At 60.1% G+C, this 17,823-nt stretch carries 20 protein-coding genes; 6 read left to right on the top strand and 14 right to left on the bottom strand.

What is annotated here, in order from left to right; all coding sequences use genetic code 11:
• Positions 1-32: 32 nt before the first annotated feature.
• Together AC07NR_RS09770 and AC07NR_RS09765 are read right to left on the bottom strand one after the other, a co-directional pair.
• Positions 33-257 (bottom strand): DUF1161 domain-containing protein, encoded by a 225-nt coding sequence (locus AC07NR_RS09770; RefSeq protein WP_085713011.1) that lies wholly within the window; start codon positions 255-257, stop codon positions 33-35.
• 125 nt (positions 258-382) lie between these two features.
• Positions 383-598: a dodecin gene (locus AC07NR_RS09765; protein ID WP_003220389.1), complete on the bottom strand. Its 216-nt coding sequence runs from the start codon at positions 596-598 to the stop codon at positions 383-385.
• Positions 599-754: 156 nt separating this feature from the next.
• Between AC07NR_RS09765 and AC07NR_RS09760 the strand changes: the two genes are divergently transcribed.
• Positions 755-1,081 (top strand): ElaB/YgaM/YqjD family protein, encoded by a 327-nt coding sequence (locus AC07NR_RS09760; protein ID WP_007953918.1) that lies wholly within the window; start codon positions 755-757, stop codon positions 1,079-1,081.
• Here the strand turns inward: AC07NR_RS09760 and AC07NR_RS09755 are convergent.
• Entirely contained in the window at positions 1,054-1,971 is a 918-nt protein-coding gene (locus tag AC07NR_RS09755) for a LysR family transcriptional regulator (protein WP_248740270.1), read from the bottom strand. The two genes, AC07NR_RS09760 and AC07NR_RS09755, sit on opposite strands and share 28 nt — an antisense overlap.
• Before the next feature lie 112 nt (positions 1,972-2,083).
• On the opposite strand from AC07NR_RS09755, the gene trpB reads away from it, so the two are divergent.
• The 3 genes from trpB to AC07NR_RS09740 all read left to right on the top strand — a co-directional run bounded on the left by trpB (position 2,084) and on the right by AC07NR_RS09740 (position 4,692).
• Entirely contained in the window at positions 2,084-3,316 is a 1,233-nt protein-coding gene (trpB, locus tag AC07NR_RS09750) for a tryptophan synthase subunit beta (protein ID WP_495078481.1), read from the top strand.
• Entirely contained in the window at positions 3,316-4,128 is an 813-nt protein-coding gene (gene trpA / locus AC07NR_RS09745) for a tryptophan synthase subunit alpha (RefSeq protein ID WP_495078480.1), read from the top strand. The genes trpB and trpA overlap by 1 nt, the downstream gene beginning before the upstream one ends.
• 120 nt (positions 4,129-4,248) lie before the next feature.
• Positions 4,249-4,692 (top strand): anti-virulence regulator CigR family protein, encoded by a 444-nt coding sequence (locus AC07NR_RS09740; protein WP_085713007.1) that lies wholly within the window; start codon positions 4,249-4,251, stop codon positions 4,690-4,692.
• 69 nt (positions 4,693-4,761) lie between these two features.
• Here the strand turns inward: AC07NR_RS09740 and AC07NR_RS09735 are convergent, their stop codons facing one another.
• From AC07NR_RS09735 to AC07NR_RS09685, 11 genes are all read right to left on the bottom strand, one after another.
• On the bottom strand, positions 4,762-6,723 hold the full coding sequence (locus tag AC07NR_RS09735) for a DUF7844 domain-containing protein (protein WP_134828659.1): 1,962 nt from the start codon (positions 6,721-6,723) through the stop codon (positions 4,762-4,764).
• Entirely contained in the window at positions 6,720-7,040 is a 321-nt protein-coding gene (locus tag AC07NR_RS09730) for a DUF2388 domain-containing protein (RefSeq protein WP_248740268.1), read from the bottom strand. Before AC07NR_RS09730 ends, AC07NR_RS09735 begins: the two co-directional genes overlap by 4 nt.
• A 28-nt stretch (positions 7,041-7,068) precedes the next feature.
• Entirely contained in the window at positions 7,069-7,377 is a 309-nt protein-coding gene (locus tag AC07NR_RS09725; protein ID WP_134828660.1) for a DUF2388 domain-containing protein, read from the bottom strand.
• A gap of 107 nt (positions 7,378-7,484) precedes the next feature.
• Positions 7,485-7,802, bottom strand: a complete 318-nt coding sequence (locus AC07NR_RS09720) for a DUF2388 domain-containing protein (RefSeq protein WP_085713004.1) — start codon at positions 7,800-7,802, stop codon at positions 7,485-7,487.
• A 135-nt stretch (positions 7,803-7,937) separates the two neighbouring features.
• Positions 7,938-8,147, bottom strand: a complete 210-nt coding sequence (locus AC07NR_RS09715; protein WP_248740267.1) for a DUF1127 domain-containing protein — start codon at positions 8,145-8,147, stop codon at positions 7,938-7,940.
• 257 nt (positions 8,148-8,404) lie between these two features.
• Positions 8,405-8,620, bottom strand: coding sequence for a DUF1127 domain-containing protein (locus AC07NR_RS09710; protein ID WP_003220409.1), 216 nt, complete (start codon positions 8,618-8,620; stop codon positions 8,405-8,407).
• A 321-nt stretch (positions 8,621-8,941) separates the two neighbouring features.
• Positions 8,942-10,435: a succinyl-CoA:acetate CoA-transferase ScpC gene (gene scpC / locus AC07NR_RS09705; RefSeq protein ID WP_495078479.1), complete on the bottom strand. Its 1,494-nt coding sequence runs from the start codon at positions 10,433-10,435 to the stop codon at positions 8,942-8,944.
• A gap of 215 nt (positions 10,436-10,650) precedes the next feature.
• Positions 10,651-12,084: an NAD(P)(+) transhydrogenase (Re/Si-specific) subunit beta gene (locus AC07NR_RS09700; RefSeq protein WP_134828664.1), complete on the bottom strand. Its 1,434-nt coding sequence runs from the start codon at positions 12,082-12,084 to the stop codon at positions 10,651-10,653.
• Complete coding sequence (locus AC07NR_RS09695) at positions 12,084-12,404, bottom strand: NAD(P) transhydrogenase subunit alpha part 2 (RefSeq protein ID WP_003220416.1); 321 nt, start codon at positions 12,402-12,404, stop codon at positions 12,084-12,086. Before AC07NR_RS09695 ends, AC07NR_RS09700 begins: the two co-directional genes overlap by 1 nt.
• A gap of 15 nt (positions 12,405-12,419) precedes the next feature.
• Complete coding sequence (locus AC07NR_RS09690; protein ID WP_114880919.1) at positions 12,420-13,541, bottom strand: Re/Si-specific NAD(P)(+) transhydrogenase subunit alpha; 1,122 nt, start codon at positions 13,539-13,541, stop codon at positions 12,420-12,422.
• A gap of 434 nt (positions 13,542-13,975) precedes the next feature.
• Positions 13,976-14,875, bottom strand: a complete 900-nt coding sequence (locus AC07NR_RS09685) for a LysR family transcriptional regulator (RefSeq protein ID WP_495078478.1) — start codon at positions 14,873-14,875, stop codon at positions 13,976-13,978.
• Between the two features lie 158 nt (positions 14,876-15,033).
• Between AC07NR_RS09685 and AC07NR_RS09680 the strand changes: the two genes are divergently transcribed.
• Together AC07NR_RS09680 and AC07NR_RS09675 are read left to right on the top strand one after the other, a co-directional pair.
• Positions 15,034-16,215 (top strand): acyl-CoA dehydrogenase, encoded by a 1,182-nt coding sequence (locus AC07NR_RS09680; RefSeq protein ID WP_064379316.1) that lies wholly within the window; start codon positions 15,034-15,036, stop codon positions 16,213-16,215.
• Between the two features lie 13 nt (positions 16,216-16,228).
• A complete protein-coding gene (locus tag AC07NR_RS09675) occupies positions 16,229-17,449 on the top strand; it encodes a CaiB/BaiF CoA transferase family protein (RefSeq protein ID WP_495078477.1) in 1,221 nt (406 codons plus the stop codon).
• The last annotated feature ends 374 nt before the right edge of the window (positions 17,450-17,823 follow it).

Below are 17,823 nucleotides of genomic sequence, written 5' to 3'. Positions count from 1 at the left end.
GCATTGCGTCGGCTTTTGCATTTCAGGCGCGATCAACCGCGTTTGTAGACGATTTCCTTGGTGCCGCCCTCGCACTTGCCGACGACCTTGCCGCCCGCTGCTGCACCTTTATCGACGATTTCCAGCGAATAACCGGAGACGTGTTTCGCATCCAGTTTTGCCGCGATCTCGGCTTTCACTTCTTCGCAAGGCTTGCCGGCAGCAAACGCACCACCCGCAAGGCTCAACAAACCTACTGCCAATATGAACTTCTTCATCGGTCGCACTCCCTGGTCGGATTAAAAGAGGCGGGCACCAAGTTCACTTGATGCGTCCACCCTGTAGCGCTTTGCCATTCCTATGGCATTCGGCCAGCGCGCAAGTTCAGAAGCGTAGCCCAAACTCAGCTGCTGGCAATCCGGAACCCGACTTTCAGGGTCACTTGAAAGTGGGCAGCCTTGCCGTCCTTGATGTGGCCACGGGTATCGACCACTTCAAACCATTCCAGATGCTTGATGCTCTTGTTGGCCTCGGCCAGCGCATTGTTGATGGCGTCTTCGATGCTGCTGGTGGACGAACCGACCAGCTCGACTTTCTTGTAGGTGTGATGGTCACTCATGGCGATCTCCTTGACGTGTGGAATTGAGCCTAGCAGCGATTTGCGCTGTTGATTTCGGTCGCCGGGAGAAACCGGAGTTCAGATTTTCTGCACTTTCCAGAACCCGTGAAGTCCCAAACAACACACGCCACTCATCACCAATGCAGGAGAGCCACCATGGCCAACACCTCGTTACGCAAAGCCTCGTTGCAAAGCATGGAAGCGGAGATCGAGAGTCTGCTCAAATCGTTGGAAAGCCTGAAAGACGACGCTTCGGACGAGTCGCGAAAGACCCTCAAGGCGCTCAAGGGCAACGCCGAAAGTGCGCTGAAACATTCGCGCAGTCTGCTCAGCGATGCCTACGAAGAAGTCAAAGTCAAAACCCGCGAAACCGGGATCGCCACCCGCGATTACGCGCAGGAACATCCGTGGACGACCGCCGGTGTGGCGGTCGGTGCACTGGGTCTGCTGGCCGCTTACTTGCTGTTCAAGCGCGGCGAGTGATCCGCCTGGCGCAGCTCATTCCTGAGCCACTGCGCCAATTGCCGGGCGCGCCCGTCGGCGGCGCGCTTGGGTAGCCACAACGCCAGTTGCGCCGGGGTTTCACAAAAACCCCATGGCGCGACCAGGCGCCCGGCCTTCAAGTCTTCAGTCACCAGCGGTTCCGGCGCGATCGCCACGCCCAGCCCGGCGACGGCCGCTTCCAGCAAGTAATACAAATGCTCGAAACCTTGCCCCAGCTTCAACGCCTTGGCATCGAGGCCGTTTTGCTGTGCCCAGCTCGGCCACGCTTGCGGGCGCGAAGTCGTATGCAACAAGGGCTCGTCGAGCAAGGCAGCGGGCGGTGCTGATTTCAGTTGTTGATAGCCGCTGAACAATGGGCTCATGACCGGCCCGATGCGTTCGCTGGCCAGCTCATAGACTTGCATGTCGGCCGGCCATGGCGGTTCGGCGAACAGCAGCAGCGCATCCAGTCCCGGGCGGCGCGGGTCGAGGTCGCCTTCTCCGGCGGACAAGTGCAGACGCAAGTCCGGCAGATCGGCATTCAGCCTTCCCAGTCGCGGAATGAACCAGCGCGCCAGCAGGCTGCCGGAGCAGCCGAGCACGAACGGAGCGTCGGCGGTGCTTTGGGTCAGCTCGGCGCAGACGCTGCGCAAGCGGTCGAACGCCTCGCCGCTGGCGTCGCGCAGACGGATACCGGCATCTGTGAGTTTCAAGCCGCGACCGTCCTTGACGAACAGGCTGACGCCAAGGTGCTCTTCAAGCACCTTGAGCTGGCGGCTGACCGCGCCGTGGGTGACGTGCAGCTGCTCGGCGGCCTGACTGACGCTGTTCAGCCGGGCGGTGGCTTCGAAGGCGCGCAGGGCGTTCAGCGGGGGAAGGTCATGGCTCATGATATCTGTGAGTTTTCCTGACAGGTTGTGGCGATCTTATCGGTTTTCAGTCTGGAAGGTCAGGGGTAGAGTGAACGCCATTGTCTTCTCGTGAAATCCGCTGGAGCGAACCATGACCCAGACTTCGAACACCTCCGATCTGCGTAACGGCCCTGACGCCAACGGCCTGTTTGGCTCGTTCGGCGGCCGTTACGTTGCCGAAACCCTGATGCCGTTGATCCTCGACCTGGCCCGCGAATATGAAGCGGCCAAGGAAGATCCGGCGTTCAAAGAAGAATTGGCCTACTTCCAGCGCGACTACGTCGGACGTCCGAGCCCGCTGTACTTCGCCGAGCGCCTGACCGAGTTCTGCGGTGGCGCCAAGATCTACCTCAAGCGCGAAGAGCTGAACCACACCGGCGCGCACAAGATCAACAACTGCATCGGCCAGATCCTGCTGGCGCGGCGCATGGGCAAGAAGCGCATCATCGCCGAGACCGGCGCCGGCATGCACGGCGTGGCCACCGCCACCGTGGCTGCGCGTTTCGGTCTGGACTGCGTGATCTACATGGGCACCACCGACATCGAGCGCCAGCAGGCCAACGTGTTCCGCATGAAGCTGCTGGGCGCCGAAGTGATCCCGGTGGTCGCTGGCACCGGCACCCTGAAAGACGCGATGAACGAAGCGCTGCGTGACTGGGTGACCAACGTCGACAGCACCTTCTACCTGATCGGCACCGTGGCCGGCCCGCACCCTTATCCAGCCATGGTTCGCGACTTCCAGGCCGTGATCGGCAAGGAAACCCGCGAGCAGTTGCAAGCCCAGGAAGGTCGCCTGCCGGACAGCCTGGTGGCGTGCATCGGTGGCGGTTCCAACGCCATGGGCCTGTTCCACCCGTTCCTCGACGACAAGAGCGTGGAAATCATCGGCGTCGAAGCCGCCGGTTACGGCATCGAGACCGGCAAGCACGCGGCCAGCCTCAACGGCGGTGTACCGGGTGTGCTGCACGGCAACCGCACCTTCCTGCTGCAGGACGACGATGGCCAGATCATCGACGCTCACTCGATATCCGCCGGCCTCGACTACCCGGGCATCGGCCCTGAACACGCGTGGTTGCATGACATCGGCCGCGTCCAGTACACCTCGGTGACTGACGACGAAGCCCTCGATGCGTTCCACCAGTGCTGCCGCCTCGAAGGCATCATCCCGGCACTGGAAAGCGCCCATGCCCTGGCCGAAGTATTCAAACGCGCACCGAAGCTGCCGAAGGATCACCTGATGGTGGTCAACCTGTCCGGTCGCGGCGACAAAGACATGCAGACCGTCATGCACCACATGGAAACTTCCAAGCAGGAGAAACACTGATGAGCCGCCTGCAAACCCGCTTTGCCGAACTCAAGCAACAGAACCGCGCTGCCCTGGTGACCTTCGTTACCGCCGGTGATCCGGACTACGACACTTCGCTGGCAATTCTCAAGGGCCTGCCGAAAGCCGGCGCCGACGTGATCGAACTGGGCATGCCGTTCACCGACCCGATGGCCGACGGCCCGGCGATTCAACTGGCGAACATCCGTGCCTTGGGCGCCAAGCAGAACCTGATCAAAACCCTGCAAATGGTTCGCGAGTTCCGCAAGGACAACAGCGACACGCCGCTGGTGCTGATGGGTTACTTCAACCCGATCCACAAGTTCGGCGTCGAGCGTTTCATCGCCGAAGCTAAAGAGGCTGGGGTTGATGGCCTGATCGTGGTCGACATGCCGCCAGAGCACAACTCAGAGCTGTGCGACCCGGCCCAGGCTGCCGGCATCGACTTCATCCGCCTGACCACGCCAACCACCGATGACGCACGTTTGCCGAAAGTACTGAACGGCAGCTCCGGCTTCGTTTACTACGTGTCGGTCGCCGGTGTGACCGGTGCCGGCGCGGCGACTCTGGAACACGTCGAGGAAGCGGTGGCGCGCCTGCGCCGTCATACCGACCTGCCGATCAGCATCGGTTTCGGTATCCGTACGCCGGAGCAAGCCGCGTCCATTGCGCATCTGGCCGATGGTGTGGTGGTGGGCTCGGCACTGATTGATCACATTGCCAACGCGACCACTCCGGCTCAGGCCATCGATGGCGTGCTGAGCCTGTGCTCGGCGCTGTCCGAAGGCGTGCGTAAGGCCCGCGTCAGCTGAAGGTAAAGTTCCTGATACAGAGGAATTAGCGTCTCGCGGCACAGACTAATTCAGCAAGACCGAGGGATTCAGAACCACGTTCTGAGTCCCTTTTTGCTGTCAGTGCAGTGAGGAAACCCCATGAAAATGCCGAAACGTCTGATTGCCAGTCTGGGGGTGCTGATGATCAGCGCCACGCCGCTGCTGGCCAGCGCCGACCCACGCGACGATCACGACCACGGCGGCCCGCAACAGGGCCACTACGACGATCGCGGTGGCGATCACCATGATTGGCAAAGCAGCCACCGTGGCGGCCCGCCACCACGTGACTTCGGACCGGTGCGCCAGGTAATCCGTGACAATCACGGCTACTTCGTTCGCGGTGCACCGCCACCTCCGGGCATTCGCCTGGAACGCGGCCGGCCGTTGCCCCACGGTTATTACGGTGAGCGCCTTGATCCCCGGGCGTTGGGGCGTTTGCCGGTGTATCCGGGCTATGAGTGGCGCCGGGCCGGTGGCGATATTGTGTTGATCGCGGTCGGTACCGGGATCGTCTACGAAATTCTGGATGGCGTTCTGTACTGATTTGCAGGCAATAAAAAAGACCGCAGTCTTGCTTAGGCTGCGGTCTTTTGTTTTTCAGGGCCGTTGTTTTCAGGGCAGTTCCAGGCCACCCGAGGCTTTGTGCAGTTTGCGTAAATGCTCGCCGATCTGCTTCACGTTGGCCTCGTTGGCGGCAATCTCTGCGGCTCGCTTGGGCTCCAGTAGTGCACGCACTTCCTTGTCCAGATCACCGCTCAGCACCAGTAGCTGTTTCTGGCGCTGGCTGCTTTCGGCTTCCAGCCGGCTGAATTCGCTAGGTTGCGGCAGGCCGTAACCACGAGAATCGAGCAGTTCCGCCGGGCGGCTGAGGAAGCCGCTGTTGGCGAGGATCTGCTGCAGCGTCGCGTTGGCTTTATCCATACCGCCGTTTTCCAGCTCCCGGGCGCCGAGGTAGCGTTGCTTTACCTCATCCTGGGCCAGCAGCAACTGGCGCCGGAAGCTTGCCTGCTCCAACAACAGCAACGCAGCGCTGGTGCGCAGGTCCGCGCGTTCGAACCATGGCCGCCGCTCTTCGGCAGACAGCGACAGCCATTCCTCGACGCTGGTCTGCTTGATCGGCAATTGCTTTTTCAGCACATCAAACATTGCCTGATAACGATCGCGGAACGAGTCGAAACGATACCCCAGACGCAACGCCTCTTTGGGGTTGTCCAGCACGCTGGTGTCCGCCAGGCCCCGGCCCTTGAGCACTTCTAGAAGGCCGTTGGGCATGATGCTGTCGAGGCCGACAAGCTGCGAGTTGTTGCTGCCGCTGCGCAGCAGTTTCAGGCTCTCCACCGCACAGTTGTTGGACAGGAAGAAGTAGTTGCCGTCGTAGCTCCAGTGCATTTCGGCGGCGTGTTCGACCACGTCTTCGATCTCGCTGCGCGACAGGTTCAGCGGCACCGAGGCGAGGCTGCGCAGTTCGGTCTTGGTGTACTCGTCGATCACTTGGGCCAACGGCAGGACAAACAGGCGCGACGGGTATTTGCCGACCAGTCCGTCCCAGCTCGACAGCTGCACATCGCCGACGAATGCGCGGTAGGACAGCACCAGATGCTGGTCCAGATCCAGTCGGCAGTCCGGCCCGCGTGGCCGGCCCGGTGCGCAGATCACCAGGCGCAACATGCTGTGTCCCCAGCGGCTGACCCAGTTCTGATTCGCTTCGGCCAGCAGGTAGTCGATGGCGTAGACACGTTCTGGATCGACCTGCCCCAGTGGTTGCTTGGCAAAGTCATTGCCGGCATTCAGGAACGCGAAGGATTTGGCGCAGGTGTCCTTTTCCGGCGGCGCCCAGCCGAAGTGTTCCTTGTAATAGCGGTACAGCGCCGGGCGGCGGCAGGCGTAGCTCGGGTCGAGGAGGAAATACTCCATGTTGACCGCGACGAATTCCTTCGGACTGGAGATCTCGTACAGGTCCGGGCTGCGGGCGATCTGCCGGTTGTGCTGTTCACGTTCGCCACGGCGACCGACGTATTGCTGCCAGCCGGCGAGGTCGAGCAGGCGCGGGTCATCGCTGAGGGTGAAGCGCCGGTCGTTCTGGCCCCGGCACTCGTCCGGCAGGCCGATCAGTCCGGCACTGTTGTTGCGGCGGGTGCAGCGCTGGATCAGCGTGCGTTCGGCGGCTGGCCACAGGCGTGCGCGGTCGTAAATGTGGGTGATTTCGTGCAGCACCGTGGCCAGCAATTCCTGCCGCACAGTGCCGTGGGGGCGACTGGTCTTTTGTTTGGCTGCGCTGCCGTCGGTGAGACTGGCGAGCAGTTTGCGGTTCAGGTCCAGCTCGGAAACAAGAGCCGCCTCACCGTAGGCATTGTCGGGCATCTCGTCGGTCCAGCCGACATCGATACGTCGATCCAGACGTTCGATGAAGCTGGGCGGCAGTTTCTGCATTGCTTCATCGAGCAGCGCCTGACTGGCCTGTTGTTGGGCGGGGCTCAGACCCTCGGTCTTGAGCCGCAGTTGCAGGCTGGCGTGGGCGTTGCTGCCGATCAGCAGCAGCGCCCCGGCCAGCAGCCAGGCGCTGAGAGATTTCACAATGCGAGGATGGCTTCGGCGAGTACCTGGTCACTTGCGTCGCGGGCTTCCGGCACGCGGGTGCGCAAGGTGTCGAGGGCGGCTTCCAGGTGCGCGCCACGGATATCACCGTTGCTGGCGACGAAGCTGGCGGCGTCGTCGTGGGCTTCGCGGATGATTTTCGAATCGCGGATCGACGTGGTGGTGTCGGACGTGAAATCGATGGTGCGCTGGGAGGCACGAACGATGATGTTACTGGTGGCTACCAGGGTGTGCGCCTGGGCCATATCGGCCAACAACAGCAGGCCAAGGGCGGCAGCAATCAGCGGGCTACGCATGGAACGACTCCGGAGGGGACAAGAATAACTATTGGACGAGAATTGCCTGTGCCAGTTCAAGGTCGCTTACATGAAGTTTTGGCCGGGATTTACGCAGGTAATGCAGTGCGGATTCCAGCTGGGCGCCTCGCAATTGGCCGTCACTGGCAACGAATGCCGCGGCATCGTCGTGGGCGGCGAACAACAGTTTACGGTCGAAAGGCGCGGAAGACACCATGCTGGTGGCGTAACCGCTGACGACGGTGTTTTGCGTCGAGACATCAAAGGCATCGACCGAGGTCGCCCAGCAGGCAGTGAGCAGAACAGAAGGGATAAGCAGATTTTGATAAAAACGCATGGGTCTCAGGAGCTGTTAGCGAGCCCCAAGGCTAGCGCAATGCCCGGTCCAGAGCCAGCGGCGAAACATCGGGACACGGCTGGCGTGTCCCTTCCAGCAACATCGGATCAGATCGCCAGGATGGCTTGTGCCAGTTGTGCGTCGGTTGCATTCAATTGCGGAGCCTGATGGCGGATAAGGTCCAGGGCACTTTCCAGTTTCACGCCGCGAATCTGGCCTTCGCTGGCAACGAAGCTGGCAGCGTCGTCACGGGCAGCGATCACGACTTTGTTGTCACGCAGCGAAGAGCTGACGTCGGAAGTCGCGTCCGAAGAGGACTTCAGCGCGCCAACAACGGCGTCGGTGGTCACGATGAAGCTGGTGGCGCTGGCATTGGCAGCCACGGCCAGCAGGGCGGCAGCGCTGAGCAGGCGAAGACGGGACATGGTGTAACTCCTCTGGAAATTTCGTATTGAGAGGTGGCTTGGTGTCTGGGGAGTCAGACGCCAGTCGCACGGCATTCGCCACGTTCTGCCCGGATATTAGGCCTGTGTGGGAGGTTTCGCACAGAGGGCAAAATGCTAGCGCCAGAAGGGTTTCTCCAGTTCGTTCAGTCGATCCGCGTGGCTGAGGCCGAGATCGGCGAGATCCCGCCCATCGAGTTGAGCCAGCAGGCGCCTTGTCCTGGCGCGCTCCAGGCCTTGCCAGAAGCCTTTGAATAGCCGCCGTAGAAGACCGTAGCGGGGAGAGCGATCGATCGTAACTGCTGAAACATCCTGTAAGTGATTCATGACGTCTTCCTTAAGTCTGCGGGAGCGGAAGGTCATGTTGAGCTGAATGCAGTGAGCACGGCAGATACACCGCGGCAAAATTGTACTGGTTCAGTTTTGGTTTCATCGAAACTGTACCTGTCTGCGATACAGGCACCTGTATCGCATGTTTTCCGACCCCAAAACGACAAGACCCGTCGCGGTTTCCCGCGACGGGTCTTGTTTGTTCAATTCGGGTTGCTGGCGGTGGGTCTGGTGACCAGAGCCAGCGACGCTACTTAGCGCCAGAACGGCTTGCTGAGCTCTTCGTAGCGTTGTGCTTCGCTGATACCGGCGTCAGCCAGCAGACGCGAGTCCAGACGAGCCAGTTGGTGGCGGCTGGAGATGCGGCGCTGCCACAACATCAGGTTGGCGATAACGCGCAGAGGCAGGGAAGCCTGGGTTTTTGCAGCTTTGTCTTCGAAGAACAGTTCGGAACTGAGTGTACGTTCCATGGTTGACATCCTTCCGCTTGTGGCGGGATCAGGTAGTGGTTTAACTGGTGCCCATGATCCTCTCGTTTGGCCAGACTCTCTAGATACAGTTCACTTGTATTGTGAGTGACCAGTTAACTGTTTATAGGGGGTGTACGGGTCAAAATCGCGCAAACTGTACCTGTCTGCGCCTATTTGGTGCATTTTTGCTCGATTCGATGATGCGAGTAGGCAAAAGCCGTAGGAAAAGACCGGTACAGCAGTACAGTTTTTGACGAGATTGGAGATTTTCAAATTTCCGCTGGCGAAACTGTGTTTGCGCCAGCGGAATATCTGTGCGAATCAAGCCTTCAGCATGTGCCCGGTTTCTTCCAGATTGATGTGCCAGCTCAGGGCCTCACGCAGAATGTGCGGGGTGTGGCCGCCGATGGCGCAGGCTTTGTCGAAGTAATCATTCAGCGCCTGGCGGTAGTCCGGGTGCACGCAGTTGTCGATGATGACCCGGGCGCGTTCCCGTGGCGCCAGGCCACGCAGGTCGGCCAGGCCTACCTCTGTCACCAGGATGTCGACGTCATGCTCGGTGTGGTCGACGTGGCTGACCATCGGCACCACGCTGGAAATCGCGCCGCCCTTGGCAATCGACTTGGTCACGAACACCGCCAGGTGCGCGTTGCGTGCGAAGTCGCCCGAGCCGCCAATCCCGTTCATCATCCGCGTGCCGCAGACGTGAGTGGAGTTGACGTTGCCGTAGATGTCGAACTCAAGGGCCGTGTTGATGCCGATGATGCCCAGGCGACGAACCACTTCCGGATGGTTCGAGATCTCCTGCGGGCGCAGCACCAGTTTGTCCTTGTACTTTTCCAGGTTGCCGAACACGTCGCTGTTGCGCCGCTCCGACAGGGTGATCGAACTGCCCGAGGCGAAGCTCAGCTTGCCGGCGTCGATCAGGTCGAAGGTCGAGTCCTGCAGCACTTCGGAGTACATGGTCAGGTCTTCGAACGGCGAATCAATCAACCCGCACATCACCGCGTTGGCAATGTTGCCGATCCCGGCCTGCAGCGGGCCGAGCTTGTTGGTCATGCGTCCGGCATCGACTTCCTGCTTGAGGAAGGTGATCAAGTGATCGGCGATGGCTTTGGTGTCGACATCCGGCGACGAGACGGTGGACGGCGAATCCGACTGCTGGGTGATGACGATGGCGACAATCTTCTCCGGCGGAATCGGGATCGCGGTGCTGCCGATGCGGTCGTCAACTTTTACCAGCGGAATTGGCGTGCGGGTCGGGCGGTAGGTCGGGATATAGATGTCATGCAGACCTTCGAGGTTGGTGTTGTGCGCCAGGTTGATCTCGACGATCACGTGTTTGGCGAAGATCGCGAAGCTTGCCGAGTTGCCCACCGAAGTGGTCGGCACAATGTGACCCTGTTCGGTGATGGCCACGGCTTCGATCACTGCGATGTCCGGCAGCTTCAATTGCTGGTTGCGCAGTTGTTCGACGGTTTCCGACAGGTGCTGGTCGATGAACATCACTTCGCCGGCGTTGATCGCCTTGCGCAGGGTGCTGTCGACCTGGAACGGCATGCGCCGGGACAGGACGCCGGCCTCAGTCAGTTGTTTGTCGAGGTCGTTGCCCAGGCTGGCACCGGTCATCAGGCTGATCTTCAGCGGCGTGACCTTAGCTCGCTCGGCCAGTGCATGGGGAACGGCCTTGGCTTCGCCGGCACGGGTGAAGCCGCTCATGCCGACGGTCATGCCGTCCTCAATCAGCGCAGCGGCGTCGGCGGCGCTCATCACTTTATCCAACAACGAAGGCAGGCGAATACGGTCACGGTACATGGATTATTTTCTCGGGCAGCGAGTAGCAGGATGCGCAGTCTAGTGAATTTCGCGGGCGCCTGTCCCGCTACCAAGGTCGCAAACGAGGCGTCTATTTAGCGGGTTTCAAGTAAAACACCGTTACCGGATCTGCAACAACGCGGCAAATTGTCCGACGGTTTTTGCAAACAAAAACGCCCCGACAAGTCGGGGCGTCCGGTACGGCAGCGAGCGATTTACTCGACCGCTTTGACCATGTCTTCGATGACTTTCTTCGCGTCGCCGAACACCATCATGGTCTTGTCCAGGTAGAACAGTTCGTTGTCCAGACCGGCATAGCCGCTGGCCATCGAGCGCTTGTTGACGATGATGGTCTTGGCCTTGAACGCTTCGAGGATCGGCATGCCGGCGATCGGCGATTTCGGATCGTTCTTGGCGGCCGGGTTGACCACGTCGTTGGCGCCGAGCACCAGTACCACGTCGGCCTGACCGAATTCGGAGTTGATGTCTTCCATCTCGAACACCTGGTCGTACGGCACTTCGGCCTCGGCCAGCAGTACGTTCATGTGGCCAGGCATCCGACCGGCCACCGGGTGGATCGCGTACTTCACGGTCACGCCGTGGTGGGTCAGCTTCTCGGTCAGCTCTTTCAATGCGTGCTGTGCACGGGCCACCGCCAGACCGTAACCCGGAACGATGATCACGGTGTCTGCGTTGGTCAGCAGGAAGGTTGCGTCGTCAGCCGAGCCGGATTTCACCGGACGGGCTTCCTTCTCACCGGCAGGACCGGCGTCCGCGGTATTGCCGAAACCGCCGAGCAGTACATTAAAGAAGGAACGGTTCATCGCCTTGCACATGATGTACGAGAGGATCGCACCGCTCGAACCCACCAGGGAGCCGGCAATGATCAGCATCGAGTTGTTCAGCGAGAAGCCGATACCTGCCGCCGCCCAGCCGGAATAGCTGTTGAGCATCGACACCACCACCGGCATGTCGGCGCCGCCGATCGGGATGATGATCAGCACGCCCATGACGAACGCCAGGGCCAGCATCAGTGCGAACGCGGCGAGGTTGCCGGTGAGCATGAAGGTGATGCCGAGGATCAGCGTCGCCAGACCCAGCACGGCGTTCAGCTTGTGCTGACCACTGAACTGTACCGGTGCACCCTGGAATAGGCGGAACTTGTACTTGCCCGACAGCTTGCCGAATGCGATCACCGAACCGGAGAAGGTGATTGCACCAATGGCCGCGCCGAGGAACAGCTCCAGACGGTTACCCGCCGGGATCGAGTCGCCCAGTTGCTTGACGATGCCCAGCGACTGCGGCTCGACCACCGCAGCAATGGCGATGAACACCGCTGCCAGACCGATCATGCTGTGCATGAACGCAACCAGTTCCGGCATCTTGGTCATTTCAACGCGCTTGGCCATGATCGAACCGGCGGTGCCGCCGATCAGCAGGCCGACGATCACATAGCCGATGCCGGCGGTGGCCAGCTCAGCCCCGAGCTTATAGATGAGGCCGATGGTGGTCAGGATCGCCAACGCCATGCCGAGCATGCCGAACAGGTTGCCGCGGCGCGACGTGGTCGGGTGCGACAGGCCTTTGAGGGCCTGGATGAAGCAGATCGACGCGATCAGGTAGAGCGTCGTGACGAGGTTCATGCTCATTACTTAGGCGCCTCTTCTTTTGCTTTCGGGGCTTTCTTCTTGAACATCTCAAGCATGCGGCGAGTGACCAGGAAGCCACCGAACACGTTGACTGCGGCCAGTGCCACGGCGAGGGTGCCCATGGTCTTGCCCAGCGGGGTGACGGTCAGGGCAGCAGCCAGCATGGCGCCGACGATCACGATCGCCGAAATGGCGTTGGTCACTGCCATCAGCGGCGTGTGCAATGCGGGTGTAACGTTCCAGACCACGTGGTAACCGACATAAATCGCCAGCACGAAGATGATCAGGTTGTAGATACCGGGGGAGATAAGCTCTTCCATCGTCTGAATCCCTGCTTAGGCGTTTTTGCGGATGACTTGGCCGTCGCGGCACATCAGGCACGCGGCGACGATGTCGTCTTCGAGGTTCACTTCGAACTGGCCTTCTTTGGTGAATACCAGCTTCAGGAAGTCCAGCAGGTTGCGTGCGTACAGCGCCGAGGCGTCGGCGGCGACTTCACCGGCGAGGTTGGTCGGGCCGACGATGGTCACGCCATTCTCGATCACGACCTGATCGGCAACGGTCAGCGGGCAGTTGCCACCCTGGGCAGCAGCGAGGTCGATGACCACCGAGCCGGGTTTCATCTGCGCCACGGTGTCCGCGCTCAACAGCACCGGTGCCTTGCGGCCCGGGATCAGTGCGGTGGTGATGACGATGTCAGCCTGCTTGGCGCGCTCGTGCACGGCCTGGGCCTGACGCTGCATCCAGCTCGCCGGCATCGGGCGTGCGTAACCACCGACGCCGACCGCGCATTCGCGTTCTTCATCGGTCTCGTAAGGCACGTCGACGAACTTGGCGCCGAGCGACTCGATCTGTTCCTTCACGGCCGGACGTACGTCGGACGCTTCGATGACGGCACCCAGACGTTTCGCCGTGGCAATCGCCTGCAACCCGGCCACACCAGCCCCCAGAATCAGCACGCGCGCCGCTTTCACGGTGCCCGCAGCGGTCATCAGCATTGGCATGAAACGCGGGTAGTAGTGAGCGGCCAGCAATACCGCCTTATAGCCGGCAATGTTCGCCTGGGAGGACAGCACGTCGAGGCTCTGGGCCCGGGACGTACGTGGCGCCGCTTCCAGGGCGAACGCGGTAATCCCGCACTCGGCCATCTTCGCGATGGTGTCGTTGTTGAACGGGTTGAGCATGCCCACCAGCACCGTGCCGCGCTTGATCAGCGTCAGTTCGGCATCGCTTGGCGCGACCACTTTGAGAATCAGCTCGGCGCCAAACGCGTCATTGGCACTGCCAATGGTTGCGCCTGCCGCTTCATAGGCACTGTCGACAACGCTGGCTTTAACGCCGGCGCCGGTTTGCACAGTGACCTTATGACCTTGGCTGATCAGCTTTTTAATGGTTTCCGGGGTTGCAGCAACCCGTGTTTCACCGGTCTGGGTTTCGAGAGGAACACCAATGTGCACGTCAAATCTCCTGCGTGATCTTATTGAGTAAACCCATGCACTACGGATGGTGCGACTGGGGCGGCCGATCAGCACGATCCCGCCAAATCAGGGCGGGGCGCGGCATTTTGCAGGCGAAGTTTATGCCCTTCAAGGGATTATGACGGGTGACGGAAAATTAACTACAAGTCATCCCGTGACCGAATGTCGCAGATGGCCAGTTGAATCCCTTGCAGGCCGTGCCTTTCAAGGAGTCTGGATGAATTTGAAGAATTTTCTCATCGGTGACGTGAATAGGCCGCAATGAGTCGCGAATTAGGGCGCAAAGCCACGCTGGCAGGCGCTTGTGGGACGTCTGTACGACTTTCGGATACAGTCTGTCGATTTGCGACAAATAGTTATATCTGTAGGGCTTTGAATATCCTGACTACGGGGTTAGCAATCGCTGAAGGCCTTCATCCTTCTAGGTTGTAGCTGTGTGCCTGATTTACCAGCCAGTCGCGAAATGCCTTCAGTGATGCAGATTCGACTTTTCGCTCCGGAATCATCAGGTAATACGCCTTGATGCTGGAAAGTGCATTCGGGTTGGCTATCACCAGGCGTTTCTCGGCCAATTCGCGCTGGATCAGGAACGGTGGGATCAACGCGATCCCCATGTCATGCATGGCTGCCTGGGCCAGCATGGAGAATAGCTCGTAGCGCGGACCTGTCATGTCGCGGGGGATGTTCAGGTGCTGCGAGTTGAACCACTGTCGCCAGGCGTAGGGGCGGGTGGTTTGCTGGAGGAGAGGGAGATCGGCGATTTCATCGGGAGTCAGATGCGTCTCGTTGCCGAGCAGGGCGGGGCTGCACACCGGCATCGGATTCTCACCCATCAGTCTGTGGGATTCGGTCCCCGACCAGTCGGCATCACCGAAGTAGATGGCGGCATCGAAGTCGGTGTCGGCGAACAGGAACGGACGGGTGCGGTTGGTCAGGTTGACCGTCACTTCCGGGTGCTTGAGCTGAAAGTCCTTGAGTCTTGGCAGCAGCCATTGCGTGCCGAAAGTGGGCACCACTGCGAGCTCGATCACGTTGGTGCCTTGCTGGCCCATCACTGAAAGCGTGTCGCGCTCAACGGCATCGAGTTGGGTCGCTACTCGGCGGCTGTAGGAAAGCCCCGCTTCCGTCAGCTTCACTCCGCGTCGCGAGCGTCGGAAGAGTTCAACGCTGAGGAAGTCCTCCAGGCTGGCGATCTGTCGGCAAATGGCGCCTTGGGTGAGGGAAAGTTCTTCGGCGGCCTTGGTAAAGCTCTCGTGACGAGCGGCTGCCTCGAAGCTGATCAGGGCGGTGGTGCTGGGTATCTTGCGGCGCATGTACGTCAACCTCACTAATACGCCGCATATAAGGCACTTGGCGACGTTTCGGAGTGAGAAATTAGCACAACAGGATGCGAAATCCTCGTTTGCCGGGATGGCGAAGCGGGCCTAGGATCAATGCCACGTTAATTCACCCGATTTGCGAGGAATCACTCATGGGCGGTAAAGCTAGCTTCAACTGGATCGATCCACTGCTGCTGGATCAACAGCTGACTGAAGAAGAACGCATGATCCGCGACACTGCCGAGCAATTCGCCCAGCAGAGCCTCGCGCCACGCGTGCTCGAAGCCTTCCGCCATGAGAAGACCGATCCGGCAATCTTCCGTGAAATGGGTGAGGTCGGCCTGTTGGGTGCGACCATTCCCGAACAGTACGGTGGCAGCGGCCTCAACTACGTCAGCTACGGCCTGATTGCCCGTGAGGTCGAGCGTGTCGACTCTGGCTATCGTTCGATGATGAGCGTGCAGTCTTCGCTGGTGATGGTGCCGATCAATGAATTCGGTACCGAAGCACAGAAACAGAAGTACTTGCCGAAACTGGCTTCCGGCGAGTGGATCGGTTGCTTCGGTCTGACCGAGCCGAACCACGGTTCAGACCCGGGCGCGATGATTACGCGTGCACGCAAAGTCGAAGGCGGCTACAGCCTGACGGGCGCCAAGATGTGGATCACCAACAGCCCGATCGCCGATGTGTTCGTGGTCTGGGCCAAGGACGACGCTGGGGACATCCGCGGTTTCGTGCTGGAGAAGGGCTGGAAAGGCCTGAGTGCTCCGGCGATTCATGGCAAGGTCGGCCTGCGGGCATCGATCACTGGCGAGATCGTCATGGATAACGTGTTCGTACCGGAAGAGAACATCTTCCCGGACGTGCGTGGTCTGAAAGGTCCGTTCACCTGCCTCAATTCTGCACGTTATGGCATCTCCTGGGGCGCGCTGGGCGCGGCCGAGTTCTGCTGGCACACCGCTCGCCAGTACACCCTGGATCGTCAACAGTTCGGTCGTCCACTGGCCGCTACTCAGTTGATCCAGAAGAAGCTGGCCGACATGCAGACCGAAATCACTCTGGCACTGCAAGGCTGCCTGCGTCTGGGTCGCATGAAGGACGAAGGCACTGCTGCGGTTGAAATCACTTCGATCATGAAGCGTAACTCTTGCGGCAAGTCTCTCGAAATCGCTCGCATGGCGCGTGACATGCTGGGCGGCAACGGCATTTCCGATGAATTCGGTGTGGCCCGTCACTTGGTCAACCTGGAAGTGGTGAATACTTATGAAGGTACTCACGACGTCCACGCGCTGATCCTCGGTCGTGCGCAGACCGGCCTGCAGGCGTTCTATTAACAGGAGAGCGACCATGGGCGCGCTGTCGCATCTGCGGGTACTGGATTTATCGCGTGTGCTGGCCGGCCCATGGGCCGGGCAGATCCTGGCCGACCTTGGGGCGGAAGTGATCAAGGTCGAGCGCCCGGGCAACGGTGACGACACTCGCGCCTGGGGGCCGCCCTTCCTGAAAGACGCTTATGGCGAGAATACGTCGGAGGCAGCGTATTACCTGTCGGCCAACCGCAACAAGCAATCGGTGACGATTGATTTCACGCGTCCTGAAGGTCAGAAGCTTGTGCGGGAGCTGGCAGCCAAGTCCGACATCCTGATCGAGAACTTCAAGGTCGGTGGACTGGCGGCTTATGGTCTGGACTATGAGTCGCTGAAGGCGATCAATCCGGATCTGATTTATTGCTCGATCACTGGTTTCGGTCAGACCGGGCCGTATGCGAAGCGCGCAGGCTATGACTTCATGATCCAGGGTCTCGGCGGGCTGATGAGTCTGACCGGGCGACCTGAAGGTGATGAGGGTGCCGGGCCGGTGAAGGTGGGTGTGGCGCTCACGGATATTCTGACCGGTCTGTATTCGACCGTGGCGATCCTGGCGGCACTGGCTCACCGTGATCACGATGGTGGCGGTCAGCACATTGATATGGCGCTGCTGGATGTGCAGGTGGCATGTCTGGCTAACCAGGCGATGAACTACCTGACGACGGGCAATGCGCCAAAGCGGCTGGGCAATGCGCATCCGAATATCGTGCCGTACCAGGACTTTCCTACGGCTGATGGTGACTTCATTCTCACGGTGGGTAATGACGGGCAGTTCCGCAAATTCGCCGAAGTGGCGGGGCAGCCGCAGTGGGCGGACGATCCGCGTTTCGCGACCAATAAGCTGCGTGTAGCGAATCGGGCGGTGCTGATTCCGTTGATCCGTCAGGCGACAGTTTTCAAGACGACCGCCGAGTGGGTGGCTCAGCTGGAGCAGGCGGGGGTGCCGTGTGGGCCGATCAATGATCTGTCGCAGGTGTTCGAGGATCCACAGGTGAAATCTCGCGGGTTGGCGATTAAGCTGCCTCATGCGTTGGCAGGGATGGTGCCGCAGGTGGCCAGTCCGATTCGGTTGTCTCGGACACCTGTCGAGTATCGTCGTGCGCCTCCTTTGTTGGGCGAACATACGCTGGAGGTTTTGCAGCGGGTGCTGGGTCTGGGAGCGGGGGCGGTGGCTGCGATGAAAGAGGATGGCGTGCTCTGAATCTTCTCTCTCTATATAGAGGGGGGTGGATCCTTCTTCTATATAGAGAGTCGGACATTTTTTGGCCTGTCTGCAAGTTATTGAAAGAAAAGCAAAATTAAGGGTTGACGGCAGATTCTGAGTCTCTATAATTCGCCCCACTTCCGGCGCAGTCGAAACGGAAAACTCCTTGAGATTCAATGAGTTAAGTAGGTTTCGAAAGCGAATTGCTTCAGCTCATCGAAGCCTGGAGGGAGTTGGAAATGCCGGTTTTTCTGGCGCTTTCGACGGTTCGGTCTTCTCGATCGAAAGCGGAGAAAAAGAGGTGTTGACAGCAGCGTGTAACGCTGTAGAATTCGCCTCCCGCTAACGAGAGATCGGAAGCGCAAGTGGTT

The organism is Pseudomonas sp. GW821-FHT09C09 (assembly GCF_059418105.1).
The sequence above is the reverse complement of the archived record's forward strand: the minus strand, read 5'-3'. Positions and strand labels throughout refer to the sequence as shown.

What these genes read in the sequence shown, in the direction of transcription:
- AC07NR_RS09770 (WP_085713011.1), bottom strand. Translation starts at nt 257, where the DNA reads ATGAAGAAGTTCATATTGGCAGTAGGTTTGTTGAGCCTTGCGGGTGGT.
- AC07NR_RS09765 (WP_003220389.1), bottom strand. Translation starts at nt 598, where the DNA reads ATGAGTGACCATCACACCTACAAGAAAGTCGAGCTGGTCGGTTCGTCC.
- AC07NR_RS09760 (WP_007953918.1), top strand. Translation starts at nt 755, where the DNA reads ATGGCCAACACCTCGTTACGCAAAGCCTCGTTGCAAAGCATGGAAGCG.
- AC07NR_RS09755 (WP_248740270.1), bottom strand. Translation starts at nt 1,971, where the DNA reads ATGAGCCATGACCTTCCCCCGCTGAACGCCCTGCGCGCCTTCGAAGCC.
- trpB (WP_495078481.1), top strand. Translation starts at nt 2,084, where the DNA reads ATGACCCAGACTTCGAACACCTCCGATCTGCGTAACGGCCCTGACGCC.
- trpA (WP_495078480.1), top strand. Translation starts at nt 3,316, where the DNA reads ATGAGCCGCCTGCAAACCCGCTTTGCCGAACTCAAGCAACAGAACCGC.
- AC07NR_RS09740 (WP_085713007.1), top strand. Translation starts at nt 4,249, where the DNA reads ATGAAAATGCCGAAACGTCTGATTGCCAGTCTGGGGGTGCTGATGATC.
- AC07NR_RS09730 (WP_248740268.1), bottom strand. Translation starts at nt 7,040, where the DNA reads ATGCGTAGCCCGCTGATTGCTGCCGCCCTTGGCCTGCTGTTGTTGGCC.
- AC07NR_RS09725 (WP_134828660.1), bottom strand. Translation starts at nt 7,377, where the DNA reads ATGCGTTTTTATCAAAATCTGCTTATCCCTTCTGTTCTGCTCACTGCC.
- AC07NR_RS09720 (WP_085713004.1), bottom strand. Translation starts at nt 7,802, where the DNA reads ATGTCCCGTCTTCGCCTGCTCAGCGCTGCCGCCCTGCTGGCCGTGGCT.
- AC07NR_RS09715 (WP_248740267.1), bottom strand. Translation starts at nt 8,147, where the DNA reads ATGAATCACTTACAGGATGTTTCAGCAGTTACGATCGATCGCTCTCCC.
- AC07NR_RS09710 (WP_003220409.1), bottom strand. Translation starts at nt 8,620, where the DNA reads ATGGAACGTACACTCAGTTCCGAACTGTTCTTCGAAGACAAAGCTGCA.
- scpC (WP_495078479.1), bottom strand. Translation starts at nt 10,435, where the DNA reads ATGTACCGTGACCGTATTCGCCTGCCTTCGTTGTTGGATAAAGTGATG.
- AC07NR_RS09700 (WP_134828664.1), bottom strand. Translation starts at nt 12,084, where the DNA reads ATGAGCATGAACCTCGTCACGACGCTCTACCTGATCGCGTCGATCTGC.
- AC07NR_RS09695 (WP_003220416.1), bottom strand. Translation starts at nt 12,404, where the DNA reads ATGGAAGAGCTTATCTCCCCCGGTATCTACAACCTGATCATCTTCGTG.
- AC07NR_RS09685 (WP_495078478.1), bottom strand. Translation starts at nt 14,875, where the DNA reads ATGCGCCGCAAGATACCCAGCACCACCGCCCTGATCAGCTTCGAGGCA.
- AC07NR_RS09680 (WP_064379316.1), top strand. Translation starts at nt 15,034, where the DNA reads ATGGGCGGTAAAGCTAGCTTCAACTGGATCGATCCACTGCTGCTGGAT.
- AC07NR_RS09675 (WP_495078477.1), top strand. Translation starts at nt 16,229, where the DNA reads ATGGGCGCGCTGTCGCATCTGCGGGTACTGGATTTATCGCGTGTGCTG.